Here is a 16,811-nt window from a genome sequence, read left to right as displayed (position 1 = left end):
GCCGCACGGGAGTCGGCCGCCTCACCCTATCAGCGATTTCGGTGTAGTTGGTGGCGGTGAGCGCAACCAACTACACCGAAATCCCGCTTCTACTTGGGGGCGAAGCGCTGGCCCGCATCCAGGCGCAGGCACTGGCCGTTGAGCATCGGGTTCTCGACGATCGCGGCCACCAGCTTGGCGTACTCCTCGGGCTTGCCGAGCCGCTTCGGGAACGCCGCGTCCTTGGTCAGTGCCTTGGCGAACTCGTCGGGAATGCCCTCGGTCAGCCCCGTGGCGAACAGACTCGGCGCGATTGCCAGCGCCCGGATGCCCAGGCTGCCCATGTCGCGGGCCATCGTCAGGCACATCCCGGCGATTGCGGCCTTGGACGCGGTGTAGGCGACCTGCCCGATCTGGCCCTCGAACGCCGCGATCGAGGCGGTGTTGATGATGACGCCGCGCTCTTCCTGCTCGTCGTCGACGAGGTCCTGCTGGCTCATCTGCCAGCCGGCCAGCCTGCTGATGTTGAACGTGCCGATGAGGTTGAGGTCCACGCACTTACGGAACGTGTCGAGGCTGTGCGGACCGTCCTTCTTGACCGTGCGCTCGGCGGCGCCGCCGCCGGCCGTCGTCACGATGATGTGCAGCGCGCCGAGCTTGTCGATCGCCTGCTGCAGCACCTTCTCGGTGCCCTCGAAGTCGGTGACGTCCACCTCGAAGAAGGAGGCGCCGATCGCGTCGGCAACTTCCTTGCCCTTCGACTGCGGGCGGTCCAGAATCGCCACGTCCGCGCCGCGTTGAGCCAGCAACTCGGCCGTCGCCTTGCCGAAGCCGGACGCTCCGCCGACGACGATGGCCTTCTTGCCAGAAATCTCCACCTGGGTCTCCCCTTTCCAAAAAGAGCTCGATTCGTAAAGCAACCTAGCTGACGTCACCATTCGGTAAGCCCGTCGGGTCGCCAACGTGAGTACTTTGAGCGGCATGACGTCGCGCAGCACCAAGGCGATGGGCGGCATCGCAGCGGCCGCCGTCGCGCTGGGCGTGACCCAATTGCTGGCGGTCTTCGTCGGGCCGCGGGCCGACTCGCGTACCGCCGTCGGGTCGGCGGTGATCGACCTGACGCCCGCCCCGGTCAAAGAGTGGGCGATCCAGACCTTCGGGATGGCCGACAAACTCGTCCTGTCGATGCTCGTGCTCGCGGTGATCGCCGTCGTGGCCGCCGCCACCGCGGCGCTGGAGACCCGGCGCTTCCCGATCGGCAGCGTCGCGATCGTCGCAGCCGGCGTCGCCGGGTGCGCAGCGGTGCTCTCGCGCGCGGGGGCGACGCTGTTGGACACCCTGCCCACGGTGGTCGGCGCCGCGTGCGGCGTCGCGGTGCTGCGACTGCTGACGTCGGGGCGGTTCACCGACGACGGGCAGGCCGCCACCGACGAGGGACCCGATCCCGGCCGACGGCTGTCGTTGCTCACGCTGGGCTTCCTCGGGGCGGGCGCGCTGACCGGAGTGGGTGGCGTTGTGCTGTCGCGCCTCACGACCTCGGTCTCCGGTGACCGCACGGCATTCGCGCTGCCGCCGGTCGACGTCGCCGCTCCCCCGATCCCCGCGACGGTGCAGCCGAAAGGTGTTGGGCTGCCGTCATTCGTCACCAACAACGCTGACTTCTACCGGATCGACACCGCGCTGAGCGTGCCGCAGTTGAGTCGCGAGAGCTGGCAGCTGCGGATCCACGGCATGGTCGATCGCGAAATCACTTTGCGCTTCGACGATCTCGACCGATTCGACGTGGTCGAGAAAGTGGTGACGCTCACGTGTGTATCGAACCCGGTCGGCGGTGACCTGATCGGCAACGCCACGTGGACGGGATACCGCGTGTCAGACCTGTTGGCCGAAGCCGGGATTCACCGTGACGCGGACATGGTGCTGTCGATGTCGATCGACGGGTTCACCGCAGGCACTCCGGTCGAGGCGCTCACCGACGACCGAGGCTCGCTGCTGGCGGTCGGCATGAACGGCGAACCGCTGCCGACCGAGCACGGCTATCCCGCCCGCCTGGTGGTTCCCGGGTTGTACGGGTATGTCTCGGCGACGAAGTGGGTGGTCGACCTCGAGGTGACGCGGTTCGACCGCGCCCAGGCCTACTGGACCCGTCTGGGGTGGTCACCGCGCGGGCCGATCAAGACCGAGTCGCGGATCGACGTGCCGCGCAGTGGTCAAGACGTGCCCCGCGGGGCGGTGACATTCGGTGGCGTGGCGTGGGCGCAGAACCGCGGGGTGCGCAACGTCGAGGTGCGCGTCGACGGACCCGCCGGACAGGGCGATTGGCAACCGGCCGAACTCGGCGCCGCCTACTCCAACGAGACCTGGCGGCTGTGGAGTTTCCCGTGGCAGGCCGCTCAGCCCGGACCGCACACCATCACGGTGCGGGCCACCGACAACACCGGCGCGACACAGACCGCCGCCATCGCCCAACCGATCCCCGACGGCGCCACCGGCTGGCACAGCGTCGACTTCGAAGTCACCTAGTTCTCTGCTGCGAGCGACCGTTCAGTGTTTGTTCCTCGACACGCCGCTAATAGGCGTGCAATCGCGGTCGTCCCCTACTGGCGTGTGGGCCCACGCGTCCGACGGATGGCCTTTCGCGGCTCAACAATGTCGGACCGGCGTGACAGGCTGAACCCGTGCAGTTACTCGACGTCGCGACGGCGTCCGCCGAGGTCGGTGCGTCCTCGTCGCGGCTGGCCAAGACGGCCAGAATCGCCGACCTGCTGGGCCGCGCCGGCGACGAGGACGACGCCGACCAGGTCGCGGTCGTGGTGTCGTGGCTCTCCGGTGAGCTGCCGCAACGGCAGATCGGTGTCGGGTGGGCCTCGCTGCGCTCGCTTCCGCCCCCGGCGGAGTTCGCATCGTTGACGGTGTCCGATGTCCACGCGCGGTTCACCGAGATCGGGCAGGTCGCGGGCAAGGGCTCGCAGGCACGGCGCGCCGAGCTGCTTGCCGGACTGTTCGGCGCCGCGACCGCAGAGGAGCAGACGTTCCTGCGTCGGCTGCTGGGCGGTGAGCTGCGCCAGGGCGCACTCGTCGGCGTGATGGCCGATGCAGTCGCCAAGGCCGCCGGCCTCCCGGCCGCCGCGGTGCGCCGTGCCGCGATGCTTGGCGGCGACCTGCCCGCCGTCGCGGCCGCCGCCCTGACCATCGGTGAAGCCGCGCTAGAGCGTTTCACGCTGACGGTCGGCCGTCCGGTGGGCCCGATGCTGGCGCAGACGGCAGCCGGCGTGGCCGAGGCACTCGAACGTCTCGGCGGCACAGCAGTTTTCGAAGCGAAGCTGGACGGCGCCCGGGTACAGGTGCATCGGCGAGGCGATGAGGTGTCGATATACACCCGAAGCCTCGACGACGTGACCGCGCGCCTCCCGGAGGTCGTAGACGCCGCGCTGGCGTTGCCGGTCACGACCGTGATCGCCGATGCCGAGGCGATCGCACTCAAACCCGACGGACGCCCGCACCGCTTCCAGGTGACGGCATCGCGATTCGGTCGCTCCGCCGACATCGCCGCCGCCGCGGCGGCCCAGCCTCTGTCGGTCTTCGTGTTCGACCTGCTGCACGTCGACGGCGTCGACCTTCTCGACAAACCGGCCTCCGAGCGCATCGAGGTGCTCGACGCGCTCGTCCCGAAGCTGCACCGCGTCGACCGCCTCGTCACCGACGACGTTGAACAGGCGCGCGAGTTCCTCGAGGTGACGCTGGCCGCCGGCCACGAGGGCGTGATGGCCAAGTCGTTGACCGCGCCGTACGAGGCGGGCCGACGCGGGGCCGGCTGGCTCAAGGTCAAACCCGTGCACACCCTCGACCTGGTGGTGCTCGCGGTCGAGTGGGGTTCGGGCCGTCGCACGGGTAAATTGTCCAACATCCATCTCGGCGCGCGGGATCCGCAGACGGGCGAATTCGTCATGCTCGGAAAGACTTTCAAGGGTATGACCGACGCCATGCTCGAATGGCAGACCACCCGGTTCCTCGAGTTGGCCGACGGGCCGACCGATGGCTCCGGCTCGATGGCCGGCTCGGCCGGCCGTGTGGTGCGGGTCAGACCCGAGCAGGTCGTCGAGATCGCGTTCGACGGCGTGCAGACGTCGACGCGCTACCCCGGCGGGATGGCATTGCGGTTCGCCAGGGTGCTGCGCTACCGCGACGACAAGAGCCCCGTCGAAGCCGACACCATCGACACGGTGCGCGCGTTCTACCAGCGCGGAAGCTGAAGCCCGCGGTTTTGACACGTCGCCGGCGCCGCCGATGAAAGGATCGCCACATGGCATCTCCGACCGCCCCCGCAGAGCGCACAGAGGAAACCCAAGGCGACGTCACTTATATCCGCACCGTCAAGGACCTGCCCCCGGTCGCGATCATCGACCGGTCACCGATCACGGTTCGGCACCGGATCATCTTCGGCGTCATCGCCCTGCTCGGCGCGGTCGCGTGGGCGGTGATCGCGTTCTTCCGCGGGGAGACCGTCAACGCCGTGTGGTTCGTCATCGCCGCGATCTGCACCTACGTGATCGGCTTCCGGTTCTACGCCCGGCTCATCGAGATGAAGATCGTGCGTCCGCGCGACGACCATGCCACTCCCGCCGAGCTTTTCGAGAACGGCACGGACTACATGCCCACCGACCGGCGGGTGTTGTTCGGACACCACTTCGCCGCGATCGCCGGCGCGGGCCCGCTCGTCGGACCCGTCCTGGCTATGCAGATGGGTTACCTGCCGGGAACCATCTGGATCATCATCGGCGCGGTCGTCGCGGGCTGCGTCCAGGACTATCTCGTGTTGGCGATCTCGACGCGCCGGCGGGGCCGCTCGCTGGGACAGATGGCCCGTGACGAACTCGGGACGATCGGCGGTGTGGCCGCCATCGTCGGCGTGCTCGTCATCATGGTGATCCTGCTGGCGGTGCTGGCCCTGGTGGTCGTGGGTGCGCTCGCCGAGAGCCCGTGGGGCGTCTTCTCGATCGCCATGACGATCCCGATCGCGATCTTCATGGGCCTGTACCTGAGGTTCCTGCGGCCGGGCCGGGTGTCGGAGGTGTCGCTCATCGGCGTCGCGCTGCTGCTGCTCGCGGTCGCCTCCGGCGGGTGGGTCGCCGAAACCGCCTGGGGCACGGAATGGTTCACGCTGTCGAAGGTGAGCCTGTCGTGGGCCCTCATCATCTACGGATTCGCCGCGTCGGTGCTGCCGGTGTGGTTCCTGCTCGCGCCGCGCGACTACCTGTCGACCTTCATGAAGGTCGGCACCATCGCCCTGCTGGCAGTCGGCATCGTGCTCGCCCGCCCAATCATGGAGGCCCCGGCGATCTCGGCGTTCGCCGCTGAGGGCACCGGTCCGGTGTTCGCGGGATCGCTGTTCCCCTTCTTGTTCATCACGATCGCGTGTGGTGCGCTGTCGGGCTTTCATGCGCTGATCTCGTCGGGCACCACCCCGAAACTGCTCGAAAAAGAAGGCCAGATGCGCCTGATCGGCTACGGCGGCATGATCACCGAGTCGTTCGTCGCGATCATGGCGTTGATCACCGCGGCCATCCTCAATCAGCACCTGTACTTCGCGATCAACGCGCCCGCGGCCTCGACCGGTTCCACCGCCGAGACCGCCGCGGCCTACGTCAACAGCCTGCCGATCGACAGTCCGCCGATCACCGCCGAGCAGATCACTCAAGCCGCCGAGAGCGTCAGTGAAGAGTCCATCGTGTCGAGGACCGGCGGTGCTCCCACACTGGCGTTCGGCATGTCCGAGGTGCTGAGCAAAGTGTTCGGCGGTGACGCCCTCAAGGCGTTCTGGTATCACTTCGCGATCATGTTCGAAGCGCTGTTCATCCTCACCACCGTGGACGCGGGCACCCGGGTCGCGCGGTTCATGCTCTCCGACGGTCTGAGCAACCTCGGAGGTCCGCTGCGCAAGCTGAAGGACCCGAGTTGGCGTGTGGGAGCGTGGGTCTGCAGTCTGCTCGTGGTGGCGGGCTGGGGCAGCATCCTGCTGATGGGCGTCACCGACCCGCTCGGCGGCATCAACACGCTGTTCCCGCTGTTCGGTATCGCCAACCAGTTGCTGGCCGCGATCGCCTTGACGGTCGTGACCGTGGTGGTGGTGAAGAAGGGCCTACTGAAATGGGCTTGGATACCGGCGATCCCGTTGCTGTGGGATCTGATCGTGACGATGACGGCGTCGTGGCAGAAGATCTTCTCCGGCGATCCGAAGGTCGGCTACTGGACTCAGCATTTCCAGTACCGCAACGCGAAGGACGCCGGTGAGACGGCATTCGGCGCGGCCAAGGACGCCGGCGAGCTCGACGCGGTCATCCGCAACACGTTCATCCAGGGCACACTGTCGATCGTGTTCGCGCTGCTCGTGCTGATCGTGTTCATCACCGGGGTGATCATGGTGATCCGGACGCTTCGCGGCACCGCACCGCCGACGACCGAGGACGAACCGGTGCCGTCCCGGATCTTCGCGCCCTCGGACCTGCTCATGACCAAGCCGGAGAAGGAGGTGGCCAAGCAGTGGGACGCGTTACCAAAAGCGCACGCAAAATCGGCTCGTACTGGCGCACCTTCGTAGGCGACCTGATGGGCGACACCCACTACCGGCGGTATGTCGAGCACCGGGTGCGGACCCATCCGGGTGAACCGGTGCTCTCCGAACGGGACTACTGGCGGATGCGGCACGCCGCAGCCGAGGCCAATCCGGGTGCGCGCTGCTGTTAACCCGGCCGTCGGCCTCGCCGGCTAGCCCGAGGCGACGACCCCCTCGGAAATCCAGGGTGCCGCAGTCGTTTTGGCGCTCCGGAACGCGCTGGGGACGTCGTCGGTGACGGCCCACGTCGCGGCCAATCGGCCCATGCCTACCGCGTACGCACAATGCACGCCGAGTTCGACGAGTTCCTCTTCGGTGAAGTGGCGCCGAAGGTCGTCGTACACGGCATCGTCGATCGCGAGGTGGTCGGTGGCGAACAAGTCGGCGAACCGCAGCGCGCTGCGCTCGGCGTCTGACAGGTCGTCGGCCTCCTCGGGACGTTCCAGTGAACAGACCGCTTCCTCGGTGAGCCCGGCATCGACCGCACTCTGGTAGCGCACCGACATGCAACTGCGGCACTGGTTGTGGAACGCGATGCGCAGTCGCACGAGCTCGACGAGCCTCGGCGACAAGGTGCCGCTGGACTGCAGCGCGGCCCGAAGCGAGCCCAGCGCGGCAGCGACGTCGGGCCGATGGCCGAGTATCGAGGCCACGCCGAGGTTGATCCGATCACCTTGGCCCAGATCGTCGGTCGGAATCGCAGCAAAGGCCGTCGACGGCACAACTCGGGACATGGCCACCTCACATCGCAGCGGTTCTCGGGTGGGGCCACGATATCTCGCGCGGTCGCAACCGTGGGTCAAACCAAGCGCGGGACAACAACCGATTCGGCGAGTATCCGGGCTTCCGCTCAGGCCGTCAGTGAATACCGGATCGGCAGGTGTTTGAGCCCGCCGACGAAGGTCGTCGCCACATACTCGGGGCGGCCCGCCAACTCGACACCCTTCAGGCGGGGCAGCAGCTCGCTGAAGAAGCTGTTGACCTCCATGCGTGCCAACGCCGCCCCCAGGCAGAAGTGCACGCCGTACCCGAAGGCGACGTGCTTGTTCGGGTCGCGGGCGATGTCGAAGCGGAAGGGATCGTCGAACACGTCCTCGTCACGGTTGCCTGAGACATAGGACAGCAGAACCGATTCGCCTGCCGCGATCGGAACGCCCCGCACGGTGGTGTCCTCGGCGGCCGTCCGCATGAAGGCCTTTACCGGCGTCACCCAGCGGATCATCTCCTCGACCGCCAGCGGCATCTTGACGAGGTCGCGGCTCAGCTTGTGGCGTTGTTCGGGACTCTCGATGAGCGCCAGCATCCCGCCGGAGATGGTCGCGCTCGTGGTGTCGTGCCCCGCTGCGGCGATGATCGCGTAGTAGGAGATCGTGTCGATGTCCGACAGCGGTTCGCCGTTGATGGTCGCGTTGGCGATCGCTGATGCGAGGTCAGCGGTCGGGCTCTCGCGGCGCGAGGCGGTCAACGCGGTGAAGTACTCGAACATCTCGACCAGCGCCGACATCTGGTCGGCCTGGTCCGCACTCCGCTTGAATTCGTCGTCGTCACTGCCGAACAACTCCTGGGTGAGCTTGAGCATCAGCGGGAAGTCCGACTCCGGGATGCCCAGCAACGACATGATGACGTAGAGCGGGAAGTTCACCGCGACCTGTTGGACGAAGTCGCACTCGGTGCCGATGTCCAACATTTTGTCGACGTACACCTTGGCGAGTTCGTCGACGCGGATCTTCAACGCGCGCATCGCCTTCGGCCGAAACCAGTCGGCCCCGATGGCACGCACCACGCGATGCTGCGGATCGTCCATGTGGATCAGGGTGCGTACGCCGATCGCCGCCTGCTGCTCGTCGCCCTCCTCGGTGACCAATACCGGCCGCGGATGATTGGTGAACAGCGTGTTGGCCCGCTCGATGTCCATGATGTCGGCGTGCTTGGTGATCGCCCAGAACGGGCGGTAGTTCGGCACGTCGACCCACGAGACGGGCGCGTTGGCGCGCAGATGCGTCAGCGCCGAATGCAGTTTGGTTTCATCGGTGTAGGCCTGCGGGGTGGCAAACACCCTGGCCGCCTCGTCCATAATCGGTGTGCTCACAAGAACTCCTCTGCCGAACCGTCACCTGCCGCGCACTTCCTCCAGCACGGCAGCTATCGTCGTTTCCTCGATCGAGCGCGGAAATCCGATCATCACCCGGTCGATCACGCCGTCGCACCGGTCTGCGATCTTGGCCGCCAGCTTGTCGATCGGGGCGACCACCGCGAATGCCTCCAGAATCTGGTCGTCGATCAGCGTACCCATCGCGTCCCACTCGCCGGCGAGGCTGAGCCGGTGCAGTTCGTCGTGCAGATCGGACCACCCGTGCAGCGCAAGCACTTTGCGATAGGCCGGGGTCGACCCGTAGAAGGCGATCTGCTTGCGGGTGGCGACGGCGGCGTCGGTGACCTGGCGCTCGTCGGCGCCGGTCACTACGAAAATGGGACACGACACCTGAAAGTCGCTGCGCCGCCTGCCCGATCGGGCCATACCGCGTTCGAGCGCCGGGATGGTGACCTCTTGAAAGTAGCGTTTGGTCGTGAAGGCGTGGGCCAGAACGCCGTCGGCGACCTCGCCGGCCATCTCGGTCATCGCCTCACCCACCGCGGCGATGAACACCTTCGGGAACCCGTAGTCATGCGGTTCGGGAGTGAACATCGGCGTCATCAGCTTGTGCGTGTAGAAGTCGCCCTCGAACCGCAGCCGCGAACCGTCGCGCCAGCATGTCCAGATTTCGCGCATCGCGTGCACGAATTCGCCCATGCGGCGCACGGGCTGGCTCCACGGCATGCTGAACCGCTTCTCGATGTGCGGCCGGATCTGTGAACCCAGCCCCACGATGAGCCGGCCCCGCGAATAGTCCTGCAAATCCCAGCCGATGTTGGCCACGGTCATGGGGTTTCGGGCGAACGCCACGGCGATGCTGGTGCCGAGATCGAGGGTTTGGGTGTGCTCGGCGGCGAGCGTCAGCGGCAGGAACGGGTCGTGGGCGACCTCGGCCGTCCAGCACCCGTCATACCCGCGCCGCTGCAGCGTGCCCGCCGTTTCGGCCACGTCGGCGAGTCGACTGGAGACCGCCCCGTCGACCTTCAGGCCGGCGCCGCTAAGCATGGTCGTAGACGCTACAGTAAGCGATTCAGTATGGTCAACGAGGTCATGCCGGTGCGACGATCGCCTATCCATGGACAGGAGTTGTGATGACCAAGGCCGAGGATTGGCATGCCACGCTCGACGAGCTGTCGCGGCGACGTCAGACCGCCTACGACATGGGCGGCGCCGAACGGGTCGCCAAGCACCGCCACAAAGGCAAGCTCGACGCCCGCGCGCGCATCGAGTACCTGCTCGACAAGGGCACCTTCCGCGAGTTCGGCACCCTGGTCGGCGGTGACATCGCCGCCGACGGCATCGTCGCCGGCTCCGGCTATCTCGACGGCAAGCCGGTGATGATCGGCGCCGAGGATTTCACGACACTGGCGGGCAGCATCGGCCCCGGCGGAAACGCCAAGCGGTACCGATTGGCGGAGCTGGCCGTGCGCGACAAGGTGCCGCTGGTGATGCTGCTCGAGGGCGCGGGCTTTCGCCCCAGCGGCGAGCACTACGGCCGCACCCCGACCGACCTTCTCGCGCAAGCCCAGTGTTCGGGCAAGGTGCCGATGGTCGCCGGTTTGCTCGGGCCGTCGGCCGGGCACGGCGCGCTGGTCGCTCCGGTCTGCGACTGGACGATCATGAGCCGCCAGGGCGCCATCTTCACCGCGGGCCCTCCCGTGGTGAAAGAGTCGACGGGCGAGGACATCTCGAAGGAGGACCTCGGCGGTCCGACGGTGGCCCTCGCCAGCGGCGTGATCCACAACCTCGCCGAGGACGACGAAGCGGTGCTCGACGACATCCGCCGCTACCTGTCGTACTTTCCGGCCAGCGCGTGGTCGTATCCGGATTCGCTTCCCGCCGATGAGGCGGCCGCCCCGCGGAACACCCCGGAGCTGCTCGAGCTTGTGCCCCGCGGCAATCGGCGCGTCTACGACATGCGGCGCGTGCTCGACGTCGTCTTCGACCGCCCCGACTGGTTCGAGGTCCAGCCGAAGTTCGGGCCGGCGATCATCTGCGCGCTGGCCCATCTCGGCGGCCACCCCGTCGCGGTGGTGGCCAACCAACCGCAGGTCATCGCCGGTTCCATCGACGCCGACGCCGCGGACAAAGCGGCACACTTCATCACCGTCGCCGACTCGTTCCACCTGCCGATCGTGTTCCTCGCCGACAACCCGGGGATGCTGCCCGGGAGCCGCTCGGAGAAGGCCGGTGTGCTGCGCAGCGGTGCGCGGATGTTCGCCGCGCAGACCGCCGCGACGACGATCAAGCTGCACGTCACACTGCGCAAGGCGTACGGTTTCGGCTCGATGGTGATGTCGCTGTTGGGGTTTGACAACCAGAGCGCGACGTTCGCCTACCCGGGCGCCACGATGGGCGCGATGAGCGCGGCCGCACTCAGCAAGGCCTCACACGCCGCCGAGGATGTCGAGGCGCGGCTTCGCCAGATGGAGGTCGAGGCGTCGTTCCGGTCGGCGGGTCACCTCGGTTTCGACGACCTGATCCATCCCGAGGAGACCCGCAACGCGCTGCTGTGGGGGCTGCAGCGGGCGGTCTACAGCCGCCAGGCTGCCCCCGAACCGGTCGCCCGCACGGTCATCACGCCCTGAACCCAGTCCGCGCTAACCCCAGTCCGCGCGAGCGAGCCTGTCTGCACACGACGCGCCGCCCTTTTTTTCCGCGAACGCGCACGCTCGCGCAGTGGTGAGCGTGCAAATCGCGCGCACTTTTCGCGGCGTGGCGTGTACAGACACGCACGCTCGCCACAAGAAGCGCTGTGGGGTTACTCAGAGGCGCGGTAGGCGGCGATGATCGGTTCCAGTTCGTCGGGCGTCGCGCCGTGCATGATCAGCGCGTCGGCGCCGTAGTCGAACTCCTTGCGGATGCGCTCGACGCACTGCCGGGCCGATCCGGTGGCCGACGGCTCCAGCCATTCGTCGGGGATCAGGGTCGCGATGTGTTCGATCTGCTCGGCCGACGCCTTGTGGTCGATACCGCCGGGGATCGACTGGACGACCTTGTCGTCGCGGAAGCGTTGCAGCACAGCGGGATCCCAGCCGTTGGTGCTGACCAGGAGATCACCGTAGCCCTGCAGGTACGTGGCCAGCCGGGCCACCGTCTTCTTCAACCGCAGCTCTTCGGGCAGATGGTCGCCGACCGTGGCAAAGCATGACCACACCCGCACGCTCGACGGATCGCGGCCCGCCTTCTCGGCGGCGTCCTTGACCGTCTTCACGGCGCGCTGCAGGGTCTCGGGAGTGAAGTAGGTGTGCAGGACGACGTCGTCGAACGCCCGTCCGCCCAGCGCCAGCGTCTGCGGGCCGAACGCCACGATCGCCAGCCGGATGTCTTCGCGGAAGTCCGGGTCGAGGAACAGCACCTGATACTTGCCGATCGGTCCGTCGTGGTTGAAGATCACCTCGCCGTTCCACAGCCGACGCATGACCTGGGCGAAATCCTCCATCTGCGCGGTCGTGACCGACGGGATGCCGAACGCCGCGTACATCGCCGCGACCCCCCGCCCGATGCCCAAGGTGAAGCGGCCGCCCGAGAGGCGGTGCATCGTCGTGGCCCACGATCCGGTGATGAGCGGATGACGTGTGTTGTGATTCGTTGCCGCCGTGGCGATCTGCATGCGCGACGTCACCGCACACGCCGCACCCACCAGCGACGACGCTTCCTTGACGTTCCAGCGTTCGGAGATGAACGCGGTGCCGAACCCGAGCTCCTCGCCGCGGCGAGCCTCGTCCATCAGCGTGGCCGGGCCCTCACCCCCGGCGCCCGCCAACAGGTAGTAGCCCAGCTCGTCGAGCACTTGCTTGGTCACGCCCACACTCCTTGCTTGTAGCCGCAGTTCCACACCTCGACGATTCTGCCGTCGACCACCCGGAAGACTTCCATACTGCCGATCGTGGTCTGCGTCCCGTCCTTCATCGTGATCGGTGACTGGTAGACGATCGCGACGTGCTCACCGTCGTCACCGGCGACCACGAGGTTCAGGTCGAAGCGGATGCTCTCCGACACCTGCCACATATCGACCACCCGTCGCACCGCCTGCTCGTGCGTCAAGACATGCGCCGGCTCCCCCACTTCGTGGCGAATCACCGTCTCGCCCAACAGTTCCTCGGCCAGTGCAAAGTCCGCCTTGTTCCACGCCACCAGGTTGTACAACTCCACCACCTCGCGTGCGGACCGGCTCATGAGAACACCTCCAGGGCGTCGATGGCATCGATCGCGGCCACGGCGCGGTCGGTGAGCGTCAGGCACAGTCGCCGGGACCGTTCCGGCAACGCGTCCCACCCGTTGAGCGTGATGACCGGCAGCACCATCAGATAGACCGCGGCGAAGCGGTAGTGCCGCCACGCCTCCTCGAAGTCGTATGCAGATCCGTGCGCGGCGACGTGGTCGAGGTACTCACGCAGCAGCGCCTCGTCGTGGCCTTCCCGGACGTCGGTCGGCAGGCCCTGAGTGACGAGGTACGCGATGTCGGCCGCACCCGCGCCGCGGGCGGTGAACTGGAAGTCGACCACCTTCATCCGGTCGCCGGAGAAGAAGAGGTTGTCGGCCCGGATATCGCCGTGCAGCACCATGTCCCGTTCGGCGAGCACGGGCAGCGCCGCGACCGCGCGTTCGGCGAACCGTTCCGCGAACGCCGCCACCCCGGGCGGGACTCGCACCGCGGTCTGCGCACGGTAGATCTCCCATCCCGGCCCGAACGCCGGAAGCAGCAGGTCCCTCGCGATCGGGGTGTCGATGCTCGGAAACTGTTCGAGCACAGCCGGTTCGCCCGACCACGCATGCAGGCCGGCCAGTTCTCCGATGCAGGTGCGGGCCCGGTCCATCGTCAGCCCCGCCAGGTGATCGGCGTTGTCCCACTCCGAGAGGTCCTCGAGCAACAGCACGAATTCGACCCCGTCATCGGCCATCCGGGCGGTGTACACCCGCGGTGTGTCCATCGGCGCCCGCCCGGCGACGTCACGGTAGAAGGACACCTCGCGCCGGTAGCCGCCCAGCAGCTCCATCGCGCCGCGCGCCTCCGACACCGCGGGAAGTTTGGCGATCAGCGTGGACGGCACCGCCGCGCCGGTCAGGTGCAGCCGGTACAGCAGCGACGAGAAACCGCTGTCCATCGCGATCTGCTCGGCGCGGACGTCGTCGACCGTCGCGCCGTCCAGCCCCGCGTCGGTGCGAAGCGCCTCGGTCAACCACGCGGCGTCGATCTCGTCGATTCCGCCGGGCACCGCGGCGGCCGTACTCGCCGTCATCGCGCCCCGCTCCCGCTGACCGCCCTGAGGAAGCGTTCCGACGCCCGCTGCACACCGCCCGCGAACAGGTGGCCGACGTGGCTGCCGCGGTGCCAGTACAGTTCGCCGCCCCACCGCTCGTGCAGTCGCTCGGCCGGCTCGCGTCGCGCCATCTGGTCGTGCCACGCCCCGACGATGAGCCGACGCTCGGGCGGAGCCGTGGGCTCGACGGACTGGTAGTCCACGACCGACATCACGCGTTCGACGGGCTCTGACCGCAACAGGTCGACCGTGTCGTGCACCGACGGTCCCCACCGCCCCAGGTGTGCGGCGATCATCGCGTTGAGCCCGAAGATCGGCGTGTAGACCGCGACGGCGTCGACGTCTTCGAGGTGCGAGACCAGGCCGGCCACGGGGCTGCCCATCGAAACCCCTGATACGGCAATCGCACTCGCCTGCGGCCGAAGCCAACGGAGCACCGCCCGCACCTCGGACACCACCCGGATCATGCCCGCCAGGTTGTTCAGCGGATCCATGTTCGGATATGTCGGCCACCGGTCGCGCCGCACCCCGCATCCGGGTTGCACCGGCAGCGCAATGTTGTACCCGAGCTGTTCCTGCAGCCGCCGCGCCCGCGAGAACACCAGGTCGATCGGCAGCCCCTGACCGGCGCCGTGCACCCACACCAGCCACGGCCGCGCCTCGTCACCGCTTCGGCACAGATGGACCACCGCCGTGGCGGGACCGCCGAATCCCTGCAGCGACGACGGCAGGTGGGGGTCGTGCTCGAAGCTCAATTGTTCGTATCGGGATCGGCCGAACCGGCGGTGCCGGATCATTCTGGGCCGCAGCGCATCCGGCTCGACGTGCACACCCCCCATGCCCAAGCCCTCTAGCTCCTCAGCGGCGGCGGCGCAGGACTCGACCGTGCGCTCCAGCCGCGGTGGAGGTGCGGTCAGCGTCATTCCCGTCAGCGCCAGTTCGTCGAGCACGACCTCACCGAGTTGGCGGGCACCGCTGCGCGACAGCGGCTTCCAGTCGCCGGGTCCGGCCACCGCGGCGTGTGCTCTGGGCACCACGCCCGCGAAGTCGCGCCCGACGCGGTACGCGCGTTCGGCGGGTCTCATGCCAGCTTGAACCCGGCGTAGCCGGCGTCGGCGACCTCGTCGCAGCGGCGCCGGTACTCGGGAATGCCCGCGGTGTAGCCCATGTACATCCGCTTCTTGCCCGGTACGTTGCCGCCGTTGTACCAGGAGTTGCACGACGGATGGTCGAGCACCGTCGGCGCCACCAACGACGTCGCGTGTTCGATCCACTCGCGTTGCGCGTCGGGCAACGCTTCGATGCTGCGATACCCCTTGTCCTTCAGGTACCCGATGCAGTCGCCGATCCACTCGACGTGCTGTTCGAGCGCGGTCACGAAATTGCTTGCCGGGGCCGGGCTTCCGGGCGCCTGGATGATGAACAGGTTCGGGAAGCCCGCCACCGCGATCCCCAGGTATGCGTACGGCCCCTCGGTCGTCCAAAAGTCGCCCAGGGACAGCTCGTCGCGCCCGGTCACCGCGATCCTCGTCATCGCCCCGGTCATCGCGTCGAAGCCGGTGGCGTAGATGATCACGTCGAGCTCGTGGTCGCCCTGTTCCGTGCGGATGCCCGTCGAGGTGACCTCCACGATCGGACCCTTGCGCAGGTCAACCAGCGTCACGTTGGCGCGGTTGAATGTCTCGTAGTAACCCTGGTCGATGATCGGACGCTTACATCCGAACGGGTGCGTCGGGGTCAGCGCCGCCGCGGTCTCGGGGTTCTTGACGATGCGCGCCACCGCCTCGCCGTAGAGTTTGGCCGCCATCTGGTTGGCCTCGATGTCGAAGAACACGTCGCCCCAGCTGAGCGCGCCGATGATGCCGCCCTCCTCGACGGCGCGCAGTTGCTCCTCGCGAGAAGCCGACTTCAGCGGCGGTTTGGTCATCATCTCGAACATCACCGAGAACGCGCTCAGCCGGGCCGCGCCCACCGCGTGTTCGCGTTGCGCGGCGCGGATCTGGGCGTAGTTCGCCTTCAACTCGTCGAGTTCGCCGTCGTCGAAGGGGCGAACCTCCCACGGCAGCGTATAGGCCGGCGAGCGCTGAAAGACGGTGAGGTGGCCGGCCTGTTGAGCCACGACCGGGATCAGTTGTACGCCAGTCGAACCCGTCCCGATCACGCCGACCCGCTTGCCAGCCAAGTCCACGTCGTGCTGCGGCCACCGACTGGTGAACAGCGAGACACCCTCGAAGGCACCCATGCCGGGGATCTCCGGCTCCTTCGGGACCGACAGGATCCCCGTCGCCGCCACGACGAACGGTGCGACGAACACCTTCCCGTCCGCGGCCCGCACCTCCCACTCGGAGGCGGTCTCGTCGAAGGTCATCGCGGTGACCTCGGTGTGGAACCGGATGTCGCGGCGGAGATCGAGTCGGTCGGCAACGAAGTTCAGGTACGCCTCGATCTCGGGCTGGCGCGGCATCGTCTCGGTCCACACCCACTCCTGCTCGATCTCCTCGGAGAAGCTGTAGGAGTACTCGATGCTCTCGATGTCACAGCGGGCACCGGGATACCGGTTGAACAGCCATGTGCCCCCGACGTTCTCGGCCTTCTCCAGGACGATGGTGCGCAGCCCCTGCTCACGCAGTCGATGCAGCGCGTACAGCCCGGAGAACCCGGCCCCGACGATGATCGCGTCGAAGCGGGTGGAATCGGATGTCGTCACAGGTGGGCCCTCACGTCCAGGAAGTGGAGATACTGTAACTATTACAGTATTGCGCCGGACCGCAGGCGGATTTCGGTGAACACGACCGGATCGTCGCTGTTCCTGAAACCACTA

At 67.5% G+C, this 16,811-nt stretch carries 14 protein-coding genes; 5 read left to right on the top strand and 9 right to left on the bottom strand.

What is annotated here, in order from left to right:
- Positions 1-89: 89 nt before the first annotated feature.
- A complete protein-coding gene (locus CEX87_RS15210) occupies positions 90-857 on the bottom strand; it encodes an SDR family NAD(P)-dependent oxidoreductase (protein WP_064398373.1) in 768 nt (255 codons plus the stop codon).
- Between the two features lie 103 nt (positions 858-960).
- Between CEX87_RS15210 and CEX87_RS15205 the strand changes: the two genes are divergently transcribed.
- The 4 genes from CEX87_RS15205 (at position 961) to CEX87_RS15190 (ending at position 6,723) form a co-directional block, all read left to right on the top strand.
- Positions 961-2,502, top strand: a complete 1,542-nt coding sequence (locus tag CEX87_RS15205) for a molybdopterin-dependent oxidoreductase (protein WP_064398371.1) — start codon at positions 961-963, stop codon at positions 2,500-2,502.
- Positions 2,503-2,657: 155 nt separating this feature from the next.
- Complete coding sequence (locus CEX87_RS15200; protein ID WP_094287946.1) at positions 2,658-4,232, top strand: ATP-dependent DNA ligase; 1,575 nt, start codon at positions 2,658-2,660, stop codon at positions 4,230-4,232.
- A 50-nt stretch (positions 4,233-4,282) separates the two neighbouring features.
- The gene (locus CEX87_RS15195; protein ID WP_094287944.1) at positions 4,283-6,577 is read left to right on the top strand and encodes a carbon starvation CstA family protein; all 2,295 of its coding nucleotides are present in this window, start codon (positions 4,283-4,285) and stop codon (positions 6,575-6,577) included.
- Positions 6,520-6,723: a YbdD/YjiX family protein gene (locus tag CEX87_RS15190; protein WP_094287942.1), complete on the top strand. Its 204-nt coding sequence runs from the start codon at positions 6,520-6,522 to the stop codon at positions 6,721-6,723. Before CEX87_RS15195 ends, CEX87_RS15190 begins: the two co-directional genes overlap by 58 nt.
- A 21-nt stretch (positions 6,724-6,744) precedes the next feature.
- Here CEX87_RS15190 and CEX87_RS15185 read toward each other — a convergent pair whose 3' ends face one another.
- The 3 genes from CEX87_RS15185 to CEX87_RS15175 all read right to left on the bottom strand — a co-directional run bounded on the left by CEX87_RS15185 (position 6,745) and on the right by CEX87_RS15175 (position 9,731).
- On the bottom strand, positions 6,745-7,326 hold the full coding sequence (locus CEX87_RS15185) for a carboxymuconolactone decarboxylase family protein (RefSeq protein ID WP_064398366.1): 582 nt from the start codon (positions 7,324-7,326) through the stop codon (positions 6,745-6,747).
- A 116-nt stretch (positions 7,327-7,442) separates the two neighbouring features.
- Complete coding sequence (locus CEX87_RS15180; protein ID WP_064398363.1) at positions 7,443-8,666, bottom strand: cytochrome P450; 1,224 nt, start codon at positions 8,664-8,666, stop codon at positions 7,443-7,445.
- A gap of 36 nt (positions 8,667-8,702) precedes the next feature.
- Entirely contained in the window at positions 8,703-9,731 is a 1,029-nt protein-coding gene (locus CEX87_RS15175; protein WP_094287940.1) for an LLM class F420-dependent oxidoreductase, read from the bottom strand.
- Between the two features lie 86 nt (positions 9,732-9,817).
- Here CEX87_RS15175 and CEX87_RS15170 point away from each other — a divergent pair, with 86 nt between their 5' ends.
- Positions 9,818-11,314 carry an acyl-CoA carboxylase subunit beta gene (locus CEX87_RS15170; RefSeq protein WP_094287938.1) on the top strand — a complete coding sequence of 499 codons (1,497 nt, stop codon included), beginning with the start codon at positions 9,818-9,820 and terminating at the stop codon, positions 11,312-11,314.
- 173 nt (positions 11,315-11,487) lie between these two features.
- Here the strand turns inward: CEX87_RS15170 and CEX87_RS15165 are convergent, their stop codons facing one another.
- Genes CEX87_RS15165 through CEX87_RS15145 form a run of 5 tightly spaced genes read right to left on the bottom strand, consistent with a single transcriptional unit; the run spans position 11,488 to position 16,697 of the window.
- Positions 11,488-12,564, bottom strand: a complete 1,077-nt coding sequence (locus CEX87_RS15165) for a TIGR03857 family LLM class F420-dependent oxidoreductase (RefSeq protein ID WP_416171913.1) — start codon at positions 12,562-12,564, stop codon at positions 11,488-11,490.
- On the bottom strand, positions 12,528-12,905 hold the full coding sequence (locus tag CEX87_RS15160; protein ID WP_064398356.1) for a nuclear transport factor 2 family protein: 378 nt from the start codon (positions 12,903-12,905) through the stop codon (positions 12,528-12,530). The genes CEX87_RS15165 and CEX87_RS15160 overlap by 37 nt, the downstream gene beginning before the upstream one ends.
- Positions 12,902-13,969: a phosphotransferase gene (locus CEX87_RS15155; RefSeq protein WP_064417644.1), complete on the bottom strand. Its 1,068-nt coding sequence runs from the start codon at positions 13,967-13,969 to the stop codon at positions 12,902-12,904. Before CEX87_RS15155 ends, CEX87_RS15160 begins: the two co-directional genes overlap by 4 nt.
- A complete protein-coding gene (locus CEX87_RS15150) occupies positions 13,966-15,075 on the bottom strand; it encodes a hypothetical protein (protein ID WP_064417643.1) in 1,110 nt (369 codons plus the stop codon). Before CEX87_RS15150 ends, CEX87_RS15155 begins: the two co-directional genes overlap by 4 nt.
- Positions 15,072-16,697 carry a flavin-containing monooxygenase gene (locus CEX87_RS15145; protein ID WP_064398352.1) on the bottom strand — a complete coding sequence of 542 codons (1,626 nt, stop codon included), beginning with the start codon at positions 16,695-16,697 and terminating at the stop codon, positions 15,072-15,074. Before CEX87_RS15145 ends, CEX87_RS15150 begins: the two co-directional genes overlap by 4 nt.
- Positions 16,698-16,811 lie beyond the last annotated feature (114 nt).

The organism is Mycobacterium lehmannii (assembly GCF_002245535.1).
GTDB lineage: Bacteria > Actinomycetota > Actinomycetes > Mycobacteriales > Mycobacteriaceae > Mycobacterium > Mycobacterium lehmannii.
The sequence above is the reverse complement of the archived record's forward strand: the minus strand, read 5'-3'. Positions and strand labels throughout refer to the sequence as shown.